Origin of the sequence: Allorhizobium undicola ORS 992 = ATCC 700741, assembly GCF_000621665.1 — a bacterium.
GTDB classification, from domain to species: Bacteria; Pseudomonadota; Alphaproteobacteria; order Rhizobiales; family Rhizobiaceae; genus Allorhizobium; species Allorhizobium undicola.
Genome location: NZ_JHXQ01000005.1, coordinates 261,785 through 275,457, shown reverse-complemented (window position 1 = coordinate 275,457; position 13,673 = coordinate 261,785). Strand labels below are relative to the sequence as shown.

The following is a 13,673-nucleotide window of genomic DNA, read 5'->3' as shown; positions in this document are numbered from 1 at the left end:
TAATGAACGGTCTTGTCTGGTTTTGACGGGAGAGTTTTCCTTGCGATTTCCACCGGTGCTGAGCCGCCTTTACCGCCTGATCGGATCGCCTTTTTCGAAAAAGCGTGCGCCCGTGCTGCGCCATGTCAATAACCTGAAAAGGTTCGTAGATTATGCGCCGTCGCAGGTGCCTGCGCCGCAGGCTTTCGATCGCGGCAAAATGAAGATCACCTGGATCATTCCCGACTTTGTCCCCGGTGCGGGCGGGCATATGACGATTTTCCGGCTTGCCAGCTATCTCGAACGCTTCGGCCACGAGGTCCGTTTCCTGATCCAGAACCCCTCGGTTCACAAGACTGGGGACCATGCGAAGGAAAGGATCAATACCCATTTCCAGCCCTTTTCCGGCAAGGTCGAGCTGTTTACCGGCACGACGCCGGAGGTGACGGGCGATGCGCTGATCGCCACGGATCGCTTTACCTGTTATCCCGTCAATGCCATGGGCGGGTTTATCCGCAAATTCTATCTGGTGCAGGATTTTGAACCCGCCTTTTATCCATCCGGCGCCGAGGCATTGTTGACCGAGGCGACCTATCACTTCGATTTCGATTGCCTTTGTGCCGGTGAATGGCTGCATGAGCGCATGAGCCGCGATTATGGCCGCTGGTCCATGTCCTGGCCGCTGGCCTATGATGCAGGGGTTTACAATACCGGGCGGGCGGATGTTCAGCGCAGCCGCAAGCGCATTGCCGTCTATGCCCGCTTCGTCACGCCGCGACGGGCGGTGGAGCTGGCCTTCATGGCGCTTGATCTTTTGAAAAAGCGCGGCCTTGATTTCGAGGTGGATTTCTTCGGCTGGGATCTGGGCGAGCTTGATGTCGCTTATCCCTATCGCAATCACGGCGTGCTGAACGGTGGCCAGCTTGCCGATCTTTACCGTGAAGCCACGATCGGGGTGGTGTTTTCAGCCACCAATCATTCGCTGGTCAACAAGGAGATGATGGCCTGCGGGCTCCCGGTCATCGATCTCGACCGGGAAAATGTGCGCGCTATCTTTCCTGACGACTGCATGTGCTTTGCACAGCCGACGCCTCAAGGCATTGCCGATGCCATGGAGCGGCTGTTGCGCGACCCGCAGGAGCAGGACCGCTTGCGGGTGGCCGGCATGGCCTATGTCCAGGATTTCTCATGGGAAAAATCTGCGAGACTGGTCGAGGCCGCCATTGCCGGGCGTCTTGAACATGCCTTGTCGCAGAAGGGGGGCTGATGCCGAAGAACCGTTGCGCCGTCGTTATTCCCGCGAAAAACGCCATGACCGTGCTGCCATCCGTGCTGGCAAAGGTTCTGGCGCAGGAGACGCCCTGGCCCTATGAAGTGATCGTCATCGATTCAGGCTCGCGCGATGGCACAAGGGAATTCCTGCGAAAGCAGTCCCGGATCCGTCTGATCGAGATTGCCGCGGAAGAATTCGGTCACGGCAAGACCCGCAATCTGGGCATTGCGGCGGCCGATGCGGAGTTCGTCGCCTTCCTGACGCATGATGCCGAGCCTGTGGAAACGAACTGGCTGGCCCGCATGGTGGCCGCAGCCGAGAGCGACGAGACCATCGCCGGTGTTTTCGGCCGCCACATCGCCTATGCCTCTGCTTCTCCCTTTACCCGTCAGGATCTGGATCAGCATTTTGCCGGTTTTTTGCATCATCCCCTCGTCGTATCGCGTCACCTCGATCCCGCGAAATACGAGAGCGATACGGGGTGGCAGCAATTCCTGCATTTCTATTCCGACAACAATTCGCTGCTGAGAAAGTCCGTCTGGGAAAAGATCCCCTATCCGGATGTGGAATTTGCCGAGGACCAGCTCTGGGCGCGCGCCATTATCGAGGCGGGCTATGCCAAGGCCTATGTGCCCGATGCGCCGGTTTACCACTCCCATGATTACGGGCCTGTCGAGCAATTGCGGCGGGCTTTCGATGAATCACGCAATTTCCGCAAATATTTCGGCTATCGCCTGTCATCCAATCCGTGGCGAGCCATGGAGGCCATGGGGAAATTCACGCTTCAGGCCTTTCGCCAGAAGGTGGATCCCGTTTACGGGCATGTGGGCCTGACGGATCGGCTTAACAGGGCCGGGCAGAGGATGGCGCTGGTCGCCGGTCATTGTCTGGGCGCCAATCATGAGCGCCTGCCTGCGGCTCTTGCCCAAAGCCTGTCGCTTGATCATCGCCTGTTCAAGACATAAATAAACCACGGCCGTGGTGTCGGGACCATCCTTCATTCAGCCTTGACCATGACAAAGCCGGTATCATGAACTTTTGCGTACACAAGGATAGTGGAAAAGAGATCCACGGCTATTTCGTGCCGGACGGATTTTCCGCGACGCCGAAAATTCATGTGCGGATCAATGGCGAGGAAGAGTTCACTGAAATCACCTGCTGGATTTTCCTGCAAGGCGCCATCGACCAGGGCGCGCATGAAACCGGCAATGTGGCGTTCATATTGAGTGATGACAATATTCCCGGCATCAGCAAGGCCAAGCAGGTGGAACTTTCCGATCCTGATTCCGGCCTGGTCTTTTACCGCAGGGCGCAGCCGGGCCAGTATATTCCCAAGAAGGTTTTCCGTCTGGAAACCGCCTATGTGCCGCAATCGGAAATCGATCTTGCCGTGCGCCCGCATTTTCAGTTCTTCGAACATCGTGTCGAGAATTACGGTTTCGAAACCGTCCGGCAGATGCTGGAAATCATTCACCAGCCATCCGTCTATGTGTCGGGCCGCGTTCTTTTGAAGAATTACCTGCTTTACATCAATTACAACATTAATCTCACGCTTGTTTCTCTGCGTGACCCCTTTTACGAGCTGGCCACCCGGCTCATCGTTTTCAGCCGCTACAGCAAGCACCGGTTCAAGCTGGTGACGGAGCGTGACAAGAGCCTCTACCAGCCGGTGATGGAATATTTCGACGGACTGGACCTGCAAGACGGGTCGCAGGTGCGCAAGGTCATTCGTCGCGCGCCCAAGGATACGCTCAATCTGCTGTCTTCACCCTTCACCCAGCAGCTCGTCGCATCCTCGCCTTCCGATCTTCCGAAGCTGGACGATGTTTCGCAGGCCCTCGATGCCCTGTCGCAATTCAGTCTTTTCGAAACCGGGCAGGATCATGCAAGCTATCCCGCCAATATCACGCAAATACTGGGCCTGCCGCAGGAGTCCATACAGGTGAGGCCGCAACTGGAGCCTGTGCATCAGCTTGCCGACATTCTGCGGGAAATCAATACGGTGGAACATCTGCTGGAAGCCGATCTGGTTCTCTATCACTTCATCCAGAAAGCGGAGCAGCGGGCAAGTGCCCCGGTAAAGGTGCGATAAGAATTTGCGGGAAAAGGGAACCGGTTTTTCGTCTGGAAATGCGGGAAAACCAAAGCATGTCGCGCAAAAGTGCGCAGCGGTTTTGCGATAACGACACGCGACAAAACAATGACTTAAAGCGTCAGGAGCGAATCTGAAAGATCGCGACACGCTTTAAACTTCCAGTCATTGCGCATCGGGAGGATGGCGCAAGGATGAAATGCATGAGGAACATATGAAAAGAGAGACCACAGGGCAGGCAGGGAGGACGTTTCCATGTTTTCCGTAGGGCCGTCGAGCCTGGGGCCATTCCAGTCCCTGCATATGGAAAAGCCGGTGGCTGCGCATGATCTGGAAGGGCTGAGGGCTGTCATCAAGACCCTCAGTCACCAATCCAACAAGATTGGTTGCGCCGAGTTTCCCGCGCATGACGACAAGCGCAATGTCCTCATCATTTTCGCCGGAAACGCCGAACGTTTCGCCATGCTCAGCGTGGCACGTCATGCGCGATGTCGTGTCATCTGTTTTCAGGATATGCGCTCGTTCTGGTATGGCGGCTCGGAGATGCTTCCGCCGATATTCGATATCGGAATGCGTTTGCGTGAGAAGCTGGATTATGCGCGGCCGATCCTCTTCGGGCAATCCTCCGGGGGGTATGCCGCCCTTGTCATGGGGGGGATGCTGGATGGGGCGATTTCGATTGCCTGTGCGCCGCAGACATTTGCAGACAGTGCGGTCAAATCCGGCATATGCTTTTCGCCAACGCTCAACGCCTTGACCACCCCCGATGACCTGATCGATGTGCGGGAATTTCTGCGGCATCGTACCTCGGGGAAAATCTTCGAGGTCTTTTCCAGCGCCAGCGAAATTGCCAATCCCTATACCAGTCATTTATGGGGAGACTGGCTGCATGTTTCGCGGCTGATCGACATTCCCGGAGTGACGTTGAACATTTCGGAGACCTCCGCCCATTCCATCGTTGAAAGGCGCACCTCCCTCTTCGCCGAGTTCATCCGGAAGGTGATCTCGGACAAATCCCGTGACTTCATACGCCAGGCCGCGAAGGACCTGCTGGCGAATATCTCGGATACGAAGATGATGCTGGATCCATAAAACCTGCCGCTGGAATGCCATCGCGACTCTTTTGCCACGTTATGGCCACATGCTGCACCGAAAGACGGAGGGTGAGGCTGGCCGCGTGTTTTGATTTCAAACTGGTTTATATTCAGGTAGATTGCAGCGATTGCCCATGGAATGGGACGGTGCGTGCCGAGGTCTCTTTCCCTGACAGGCTCTTGCCGTCAAGGCAGACAGGTTGAACAGGAAATATCCATGAGTATGGAAATCGGGTATCCGGTCAAGAATTCCCAAAGATCCCGTCAAAAATCCATGCCCGGCTCCAGCGCGATACGCGGCTTTTGGGCCCGCATCCTTGCGTTTTTCACCAAGCGCAACACGCTTTTTCTCTTCGTTCTGCTGCCTTCGGCCCTTGGAGGAATTTATTACGGGCTGATCGCCAGCGGCCAATATGTCACGGAAGTGCGCATGGTGGTGAGAACCATCGGCGTCAGCGAAAAATTCGATACGTCGGAGGTGCGCTCCGGCCGCTCGCTGGTCGGCGGTGATTCGCTGACGCAGGATTCCTATATCGTCGCCAATTATCTGAAGTCGCCGCAGCTCGTCGATAAGCTGGAAAGGGACATCGATCTCAAAAGCTATTTTATCAGGGATGGCATCGATTTTTTCTCCCGCCTTCCGGGCGGACGCGACGCCAGGTTCGAAGCTCTGACCCGCTACTGGGACAGCCATGTGGATACCTATGTCGATGGTCCGTCGGGGATTATCATCTTCACCGTGCGGGCGTTTTCGCCGGAGGATTCGCAGCGCATCTCCAAGGCTGCCATGGATGCCGCCAACGAGATGATCGAGAAGATTTCCGAGCGCGCCAAGAATGACCTCGTCACCCGCGCCAAATCCGATATGCAGGCAAGCCTGGAGGCCTATCAGGCCACGCTTGCCGATATGCGTGATTACCAGAACCGCACGGGTATTCTCGATCCTAACTCGTCGGCGCGGATGGTCATGGCGGTCATTGCCAAGCTGACGGAAGAAAAGCTGAAGCTGACGATCGATCTCAACACGCTGAAAGCGGCAAAGGCTGACGATACCGCAAAGGGACGGGAACTCAGACGTTCGATCCAGGCGCTGGATGATCAAATCCAGATGCGCCAGAACAGCCTTGCCGGTAAACAATCCGGACCGGATTCGGCTGGCAGTGACGACCAGCTTTCAAGCAACATGATCGAATTCTCCCGGCTTGAGACCCGCCGGGTCGTGGCCGAGGCGCTTTACCAGTCCAGCAGCCGCAATCTCGATACGGCCCAATCGACTGCGCTCAAGCGGACGACATTCATTTCCATATTCTCCGCCTCGCATCTGCCGGAGGAATCGGAATATCCCGACCGCGTGTCGCAATGGCTTCTGCTGACTGCGGGCATGTTCACGCTCTGGATGACCGCCACCCTCATCATCCTGTCCATCGAAGATCACAGGGTTTGAGCATGATCACGCTGGAAAACGTCACGAAATTCTACAAGACCAGCGGCCACAGGCGCTATGTGCTGCGCAACCAGTCCGTCCGCTTCACGGCAGGGCGCTCCTATGGCCTGCTGGGCGTGAACGGCGCTGGAAAATCCACCACCATGCGGCTGATTTCCGGCGCGGAAATGCCCAATAAGGGCAAGATTCACCGCAGTGTCCGGGTGTCCTGGCCGCTTGGCTTCGCCAACGGGCTCAATGTGCAATTAAGCGGCAAGGAAAATCTCAAATTCGTGGCGCGTGCCTATGGCGAGGATTTTCACCGGGTGTTGGCCTTCGTGGCGGAATTTGCCGAAATCGGCACCTATCTGAATGAGCCGTTGCGAACCTACTCGTCGGGCATGATGGCGCGCTTTGCCTTCGGTCTTTCTATGGCCATCGAATTCGAATGTTATCTGGTGGATGAAATCACGGCGGTGGGGGATTCCAATTTCCAGCGGCGTTGCAAGGAAGCATTCAAGGCAAGGCGCGCAAAATCGGATGTCATCATGATTTCCCATGATGTGAATACCATCAAATCCTATTGCGATGCCGTTTATGTCCTGATGGATGGGCATCTCGTTCCATTCGACAATGTCGAGGACGGGGTGGCGGCCTATATGCGTCTTAACCGATAAACCGGAATTGCTCGTGTCAGAAAAAACGGCCTTGAAAGAACAGAAACTGGCGCAGCCGCAACCTGCCGAAGCGGGAGGCGTTATTGCGCGCAGCCAGAAAATGGCGGCTGCCCTGAGCTCCTACGCGCGGGCTTTGACGTTTGAAAATCGCAGCCGCCGCAACCTCTATCGGCTCGCCGGGCTGGCGCCGAAGACCCGTGACATCGTATTTACCTGGATGTTGCGCACGATCATTATCGTGACGCTGGTATTGCCGACGCTTTGCGGGCTGATCTATTATACGATGATCGCCAGCCCAGGCTATGAGTCCGAGGTGCGTTTCATCGTACGTTCTGCCGTACCGATGCTGAGCCGGGACCGCTACGCAGGCGATAGCGTGGAGCCGAAGGCCAAGGTCATTCAGGATACCGCCATCCTTTTGAATTACCTTGAAAGCCCGGCCATCATCCAGGATTTGCAGAAAAGCATCGATCTCAGGAAACTTTTCGGTCGCGATGACATCGATTTCCTGTCCCGTCTGCCGGATGAGCCGAAGCAGGAAGAGCTTCTGCAATATTGGAAGCGCCACCACACCGCCAGTGTGAATGTCAAGAGCGGTATTGTCGAGCTTGAGGTTACGGCCTTTTCGCCGAACGAGGCGCAGGAGCTTCTGAAGCTCGTCCTCCATCTTTGCGAGCAGCAGATCAACGCCATCAGTGCCGGGATGTGGAACGACCTGCGCCAGGCCAGCCAGAACGACGTGGACAAGACCACCCGGGAAGTCACCGAGCTGCGCGGCAAATTCCGCGATATGCAGAATCAGACTGGCGTCTTCGACGTCGGCATGTCGGCGGAAAGCATCTTGTCGATCCTGACGAATGTCGAGGCAGAGATTGCCCAGTTGCAAGGCCGCCGCAGCGCGCTGATAAAATCGGTTGAAGGAAACTCTCCGCAACTGGGCGATATCGACCGAAGGCTGGCAAGCCTTCAGGAACAGGCAAAAAGCCTGCGGGAAAAGACGGCGGGCACCGGCGGCAAGGCTGGAAACCTTGCGGATTATTCCAGCATGTTCAACCAGGTGAAGCTTGATCTGCAAATGGCGGAAGGCCGGATGCAATCGGCCATCAGCGAGCTGGAAAAGGTCAAGCTGGTCAGTGCACTCCAGCTCGTGTATGTCGATAATTTCACCGATCCCACGCTGCCCGATACCAACAAATATCCGCGCGTCGTGATGAACATGTTCCTTCAGACGCTCGTGCTGGTGGTCGTCTGCGCCGCAGCCTGTGGGGTGGTGCTCCTCATTCGCAAGAAACTGGACTGAAATCAGGAGCATGTGCCTGTGCATTCCGTTGGCCGGCGGAATGTGTGACTGGAAACGCCTGCAAGATAGAAGCGGAACCATATCATGACTGAAATTGCAGCGATTGCGGAAAGAGGCCGGCCCCGTATGTCGGTTGCCCATGCCATCCAGCAGAAGTTGAATGTGATGCACGCGGTGATCATGCGCGACATTCGCAGCCGCTATTTCAATCACGGGCTGGGCTTCCTGGTCGTTCCGCTTTTTCCGGTCGCCCATATGTTCCTGCTACTGGGCATCTATAGCGTGACTGGCAGACATTCCGAATTCGGCGACGACCTCAGGCTGTTCTTTGCCACCGGCATGACGCCCGCCCTGACATTTTCCTATCTTTCGCGCTTCATGTCGATTTCATTGATCGCCAACAAATCGATGATGGCATTTCCCGTCGTGCGTCTTCTGGATATAGTGCTGGCGCGGGCTTTCCTCGAATATATCGCCTTTACGATCGCGCTGTTTATCATTTGCATCTTCCTGATTTCGTCAGGATCCAATCCCATTCCCACATATCCCGCCCAGGCCTTGCTTGGTTATTTCTTCTCCATCGTCATGGGCATAGGCTTCGGCATCATCGCCAGTATCATCGCATCGATCATTCCGGTTTTCACGCTGATCTACGGCCTCAGCATGGCCGTACTGTACATTTCGTCGGGCGCAGTCATCTATTTGCATTCCCTGCCCGAGCAGGCGCTTTACCTTTGCTCGTTCAACCCGGTTTTCCATGCGGTCGAATGGATAAGATCGGCCTATTATCTGGGTTATCCCACGCAATATCTGAGCAAGACCTATCTGATCTGCTTTTCACTCGGCAGCGTTGCTTTCGGACTGCTTTTCGAACGGCTGATGCGCCCCTATATTCTCAACCGATAAGGCGGGCCGAGGCTTCTGCAATCTTTCAATGAAGCGCCGCGCCTGATCCGACTGCCGTGTGCACTTTTACGGCTGCGACGATCGGTCGGCCCTTTCAGCACGTCCAACCGCTTCACAGCGCCGTGCGTTTGATAAAACGCACGGCGCTGTGAAGCGTGTCGCGATCTTTCAGATTTGCTCCTGACGCGTTAAGTGCATTGTCTTTTCGCATGTCGTTATCACAAAACCGCTGCACACTTTTGCGCGACATGCTCTAGAAAGTAATCTTTATACCCGTCTCCCAGGATGGGCCGCGTGACGGTGCGGTGACGGGGGCGATGTAGTTCCAGTCGAAGCCTTCATAGGCGCCGTGTCCGCTATCCCAGCCGATGTAACCGGTGACATGATCGGTGAATTTGTAATAGGCCTCCGCGGCCATGTCGCCGTCGCTGTCTATCGACAGGCTGGCGGTCCATTGGTCCATGCCCCAGTTGGTGGAAAAGACCGTTTTGCGAAGGTCATTCGTGCCTTGCGTATAGGTCAGAAAGACACCCTTGAACAGGCCGGTGTCCTTGCTGTTGTAGACTGCGGTAATGTCGGCGTTATATTTGGTGCGGTCGTCGCCATTGCTGGCGTAGCTGCCAATCAGCACCAGGCCCGTATCGGCAATGGGATAGGTTGCGAAGAATTCGGCATCGCCGACATCGTTGAACGATGCGTCGTAGATTCCGAAGCCGGTTGGAAGCGTCAGGTGGATTTCCGCCACAGGAATGCTGGCGCCATCATATGTAACCGCATCGCTGCCCCAGGTTGAGCCATAGCTCTTGAAGGGATCGGTGATGATTTCATATTGCAATGCGCCGACGTGGTTTTTGTATTTGATGGCAAGATCACGCTCGACGGCCTCGACCTTGCCGTCGATCAGAATGCCGGTGATATTGCCCTGGATATGGCGAAATTGCCGTGGAACGTCCGGAAAGACGTTCATCGAACCGCGGTCGGCTATCTCACCATCGGCCCAGGGGTTCTGGTTGATGGTGTTAAAATTCGTAATCGCAAGGGTTCCTGCCTCGCCCATATCGAGCGATGCTGAAAATTCAAATATGTTATCATCGACATATCCCACTTTGCCCTGATAGCTGCGGGCATTGACCTGTCCTTTCAGGTCCAGCGTGCCCAGGCCGTCCAGTTCGAAGGAATTCGTGGCGTGGAGATTTCCGACCGAATAAAAGCCGGGGGAAATGCCTCGATTTCCCCAGCCGGTATAGATTTCACCGCCCCATTTAAATTCCGCGTGTGACGACGAAGCGCAAGAAAGGAAAAATCCCGCACCGATCAGTAATTTCTTCATGAAATGCCCCTCCCAGGTATTTCGTGCGAAACTAGGCAGAGGGGTGATTTTTATCAAATTGAAATAATGAATTACGATATATTCACTAAAATTATAAATCCTAAGATTTTCTTGTAATTGTTGTCGATTAAATAATAAAAATGAACACTTTATGATTGTTAAATCGCAAATCGTGTATTTTTCAAGAAATATATTATAAATAGAGGATTTTGTGTCTCTATAGACCGATATTATTGTATTTTCCGGCCGGAATGGTCACTGGTAAACCATTTTGTCTATGGATCTCTATTGGAACAGGAGACACAAGACTGACGAGCCCTCCATCGATTTCGACCTCGATTGCGCCATGCGGTGTGGGTATGCTGGCGCGGATCATTTTCAGCGTTCCGGGCTGCGGTCGCAGGCTTGCTTTCGCATAGCCCGGCTCTGCGGGCGTCAAGCCCAGCACATTCCAGACAAGATCCCGTGCCGGGGTGGAACTCCAGCCATGGGCGTGGCTGCCACCTCCCCATCTTTCACGGAAGCTGCGATAGCCGCCCTCCAGATGCGCTTTCCACCGTTGCAAACTATCAAGCAGTGCGTGACCTTCTGGATCGGCCATTGCCATGGCATCGTGGACCACATAGCTCATGAACGGTTCCGCGCTGACGATTTCGTTTTCTATGTCCCAATCCGGCTGATAGCTGGATGTGACGATGCTGCGAAAGCGGTGGCCGCGTTCATGCGGTTCTTCCGGCCCGAACAGCCAGCTTCGGTAGACAAGATTCCGCTGCAAGGCCTTGCCTGCACGACCGAGACGCCCGGCCGGGCAAAGTCCGGCAACGATGGCAAGGGCCGTTGAAATCTGGTTGGCTGCGGCAAAGCGTTGGCCATTGCGGACCTGATCGACATAGAGGCCGCGCGTCTCATCCCAGAAGATTTCAAAACCGGAATGAAGCTCCTGATAGAGGTTCCGCGCCCATGCGGCGCGGCCTCCATCTCCAAGCCAATCGCTCAGGGCGGCAAATTCCCGCAGGCCGCGCGCCCAAAGCCCGTTCACCGGTGCGTTCAGCCCGCGCGTATGAACGGATGACCAATCGACCAGGCACCATTCCGCTACATCCTCCAGCAGGCCGTCATCGTTTCTGTAGGGAAGAAACCAGCGAAGAATGCCCTCGGCTACGGGCATCAAGGCCTGTAACCGCGCCTTGTCGCCACTATGCAAAAACAGGAGGTAAAGCCCGTGCAACCAGTGCAGGGACCAATCCGGAATGGTGAAACCCTCGCCAAATTCCACATCTCCGCCAACGCTCATCGGCAGGATACCATCCGGGCGCGGTGAAGCGGTCAATTCCAGATGGCGCCAGCACAAGGCCCAATCGCCGTTGGCGACGAGATGCGTCATCAGATGCACCACGCTGTCACCTGCCCAGGCACGCTGCTCACGCGAGGGGCAATCGATAAAGCAGTCCCATGAATTCAACGCCACCGTGCGCTTGCTGGCGCAGTAAAGCGCGTTATGCAGCGGCATATCCGAGCTGAAGGTGTAATCTCCGCTCCAGGGATAGAGGCTTTCGACCACCTCGAAACCTGTGAGTGTGAAGGGGCCATCGCTCACCAGAATGGCATAGCGAAAGCCCTGACGTCCAAATGTCTCAAATGCGTCCGCTTGCCCGCGCGCCGTATAGCGGGTGCCGCCATGGGCGCCAAAATGCGCCGGAGCCGTGATTGGCTCTTCCAGATAGGCAATGTCGATTTCGAGCCCTGCCTCGGCCTCGAGTTCAAATCGGACATAGCCGGCGACGATCTCACCGAAATCAAGCACCAGACGATTATGATGGCCAGCCTTGCCGGCCATGGTTGCCGGAAGGATCGCTGTCCGGCTGACCAGGCAGTTTTCTTCCAGGCAGCTTTTCTCGATACGGGCGGCAGGCGGGGCAAGGTCGCGGCGAACCGTACCGGAAACCTGCTCGGCCCTGATGCCGACGGGACCAAGGCGCCGTTCGTGAAAGGCTGGAAGCGCGTGGCCCGTGAGAGGCCCATAGGGATCGGCAGGCGGCCTGGAACGGCCGGGACCGCCCATGTGAATCGGCAGGATCGGCCGGGCCCTTGCCCAGTCGCTGTCGTCGAAATCAGGACTGGTCCAGCGCGCGGACCGGTTGCGCGCATCATGGCTTTCCGCCGGAACGCCGCCGCCAACCATATTGGCCTGCGGGTCATGGGCGTCGTTCATGAAGCCCTTGCAAAGACATGCAGACCAGTTCTCGTCGCTCACGCACCACGGCTTGCCATCGACGAAGGCTTCGAAAACAAGCACGCCGCTGCGGCCCAGCGTGGCATTGCCCACCGCTGGCATCCACAGGGAGTTGGACCTGCCATAATACAGCACCTCGACGGCGATGGTATTGACACCGGGCTTGAGAAAGGGGGCCAGATCGTAGCGGTCATAGGTCAAGCGCCGGGGTTGGGCTCGCACAGGGCCGCGCCCCACCAGAATGTCATTGACATAGAGCCGGTAGCGACTGTCGGCTGTAAGGCGTACCGGCACGGCTGCCGGCACCCGGTCCAGCGTGGCGCTGGTGCGAAACAGCGCCATCGAGGGTTCACGTTCCCGCCGATCAGGCGCAATCGGACTGCCTGCGGCAAGACTGGCATCTTCGATCCAGATCCAATGTCCGTGCCATGCCTTCGAAAAGCTGAAAGCGCCCACCGTGAGATCCTTTACCTGAAATATGTCCAGACAGACATTCGCTTTCTGTCCGGCCTGGGAGAATGCCCGATCACGCAAAAATTCGCCGGAAAAACCGCAGCAGGTCGGCTGAAACCCGTCCGGCGTGGGTCAATGGATCGCAAACATCGTCCTCGGAAAACCAGAAATGCCCTGCATCGGGAAAAACACGCGTCCGGACCTGAAATCCTGCCTGTTGCAAGGCTTCGGCAAAATTTTGCGATTGGGCGGGATCGATCGCCGGGTCCAGTTGCCCCCAGCTCAAAAACACCGGCAGCGCCGCGTCTGCCCTGATTTGGCGGATCGGTGAAGCGCGGTGGTAGAGTTCAGGGTCGTCAAACGGCCCACAGCCCATCATGCGCTCCGTCAGGTTGTTCTTCCGGTCGGTGGCCTTGCGCAGGTCTTCCTGCCAATGTTGCACCAGATCGTACGGCCCGTAGATTGCGGCCAACCCACGCAAGGCCGGTAAATCATAGTCGCGCGACAAGTGGGCAAGTGTACTCAAATGCGCTCCGGCAGATACGCCCAGCAAGGCGATGCGCGTCTCGTCCAGCCCCAGCTCCGGTGCTTTTCTTGCCAGCGCATTGGCGGCAAATGCTACATCTTCGACATTGCCCGGAAATGCCGGGCCGGAGACCGCGCGGCGATAATCCATGCTTGCAAAGGCAATGCCGCTGGCGGCGAAAAACCGGCCCCACTGGGCAAGATCGCTGCGGCTGCCACGGCGCCAGCCGCCGCCGGAGGCGGCAACGACGAGCGGTGCTGGCGCGGATGCGGCGGCGTCAGACGCCTCGGGAAGCCACAAATCCGCACAGACCGGCTGGCCCGACGAAATGCCAAGCTCAAGCGTTTTCATGAAATTCTCCATAAATAACAGCGATTTAAACTCATG

The 13,673-nt window shown here is 56.4% G+C and carries 11 protein-coding genes; 8 read left to right on the top strand and 3 right to left on the bottom strand.

Annotated features, from left to right (window positions below; all coding sequences use genetic code 11):
- The first annotated feature begins 40 nt into the window (after nucleotides 1–40).
- From T424_RS0108335 to T424_RS0108300, 8 genes are all read left to right on the top strand, one after another.
- The gene (locus T424_RS0108335) at nucleotides 41–1,246 is read left to right on the top strand and encodes a glycosyltransferase family 4 protein (RefSeq protein ID WP_154664846.1); all 1,206 of its coding nucleotides are present in this window, start codon (nucleotides 41–43) and stop codon (nucleotides 1,244–1,246) included.
- Nucleotides 1,246–2,217: a glycosyltransferase family 2 protein gene (locus T424_RS0108330; RefSeq protein WP_037066974.1), complete on the top strand. Its 972-nt coding sequence runs from the start codon at nucleotides 1,246–1,248 to the stop codon at nucleotides 2,215–2,217. Before T424_RS0108335 ends, T424_RS0108330 begins: the two co-directional genes overlap by 1 nt.
- 65 nt (nucleotides 2,218–2,282) lie before the next feature.
- Nucleotides 2,283–3,344, top strand: coding sequence for a hypothetical protein (locus T424_RS0108325; protein ID WP_154664845.1), 1,062 nt, complete (start codon nucleotides 2,283–2,285; stop codon nucleotides 3,342–3,344).
- 255 nt (nucleotides 3,345–3,599) lie between these two features.
- The gene (locus tag T424_RS0108320) at nucleotides 3,600–4,436 is read left to right on the top strand and encodes an alpha/beta fold hydrolase (protein ID WP_027487322.1); all 837 of its coding nucleotides are present in this window, start codon (nucleotides 3,600–3,602) and stop codon (nucleotides 4,434–4,436) included.
- A gap of 219 nt (nucleotides 4,437–4,655) precedes the next feature.
- Nucleotides 4,656–5,882 carry a hypothetical protein gene (locus T424_RS0108315; protein WP_154664844.1) on the top strand — a complete coding sequence of 409 codons (1,227 nt, stop codon included), beginning with the start codon at nucleotides 4,656–4,658 and terminating at the stop codon, nucleotides 5,880–5,882.
- 2 nt (nucleotides 5,883–5,884) lie between these two features.
- Nucleotides 5,885–6,538 carry an ABC transporter ATP-binding protein gene (locus T424_RS0108310; RefSeq protein WP_027487320.1) on the top strand — a complete coding sequence of 218 codons (654 nt, stop codon included), beginning with the start codon at nucleotides 5,885–5,887 and terminating at the stop codon, nucleotides 6,536–6,538.
- Between the two features lie 13 nt (nucleotides 6,539–6,551).
- On the top strand, nucleotides 6,552–7,838 hold the full coding sequence (locus T424_RS0108305; protein ID WP_154664843.1) for a hypothetical protein: 1,287 nt from the start codon (nucleotides 6,552–6,554) through the stop codon (nucleotides 7,836–7,838).
- 84 nt (nucleotides 7,839–7,922) lie between these two features.
- Nucleotides 7,923–8,744 carry an ABC transporter permease gene (locus T424_RS0108300; protein WP_084268436.1) on the top strand — a complete coding sequence of 274 codons (822 nt, stop codon included), beginning with the start codon at nucleotides 7,923–7,925 and terminating at the stop codon, nucleotides 8,742–8,744.
- Between the two features lie 253 nt (nucleotides 8,745–8,997).
- On the opposite strand, the gene T424_RS0108295 is transcribed toward T424_RS0108300, so the two are convergent.
- From T424_RS0108295 to T424_RS21735, 3 genes are all read right to left on the bottom strand, one after another.
- Complete coding sequence (locus T424_RS0108295) at nucleotides 8,998–10,074, bottom strand: hypothetical protein (RefSeq protein ID WP_027487317.1); 1,077 nt, start codon at nucleotides 10,072–10,074, stop codon at nucleotides 8,998–9,000.
- 217 nt (nucleotides 10,075–10,291) lie between these two features.
- Complete coding sequence (locus tag T424_RS20500; RefSeq protein WP_154664842.1) at nucleotides 10,292–12,763, bottom strand: family 78 glycoside hydrolase catalytic domain; 2,472 nt, start codon at nucleotides 12,761–12,763, stop codon at nucleotides 10,292–10,294.
- Between the two features lie 70 nt (nucleotides 12,764–12,833).
- Complete coding sequence (locus T424_RS21735) at nucleotides 12,834–13,637, bottom strand: alpha/beta hydrolase (RefSeq protein WP_051558861.1); 804 nt, start codon at nucleotides 13,635–13,637, stop codon at nucleotides 12,834–12,836.
- Nucleotides 13,638–13,673: the final 36 nt, after the last annotated feature.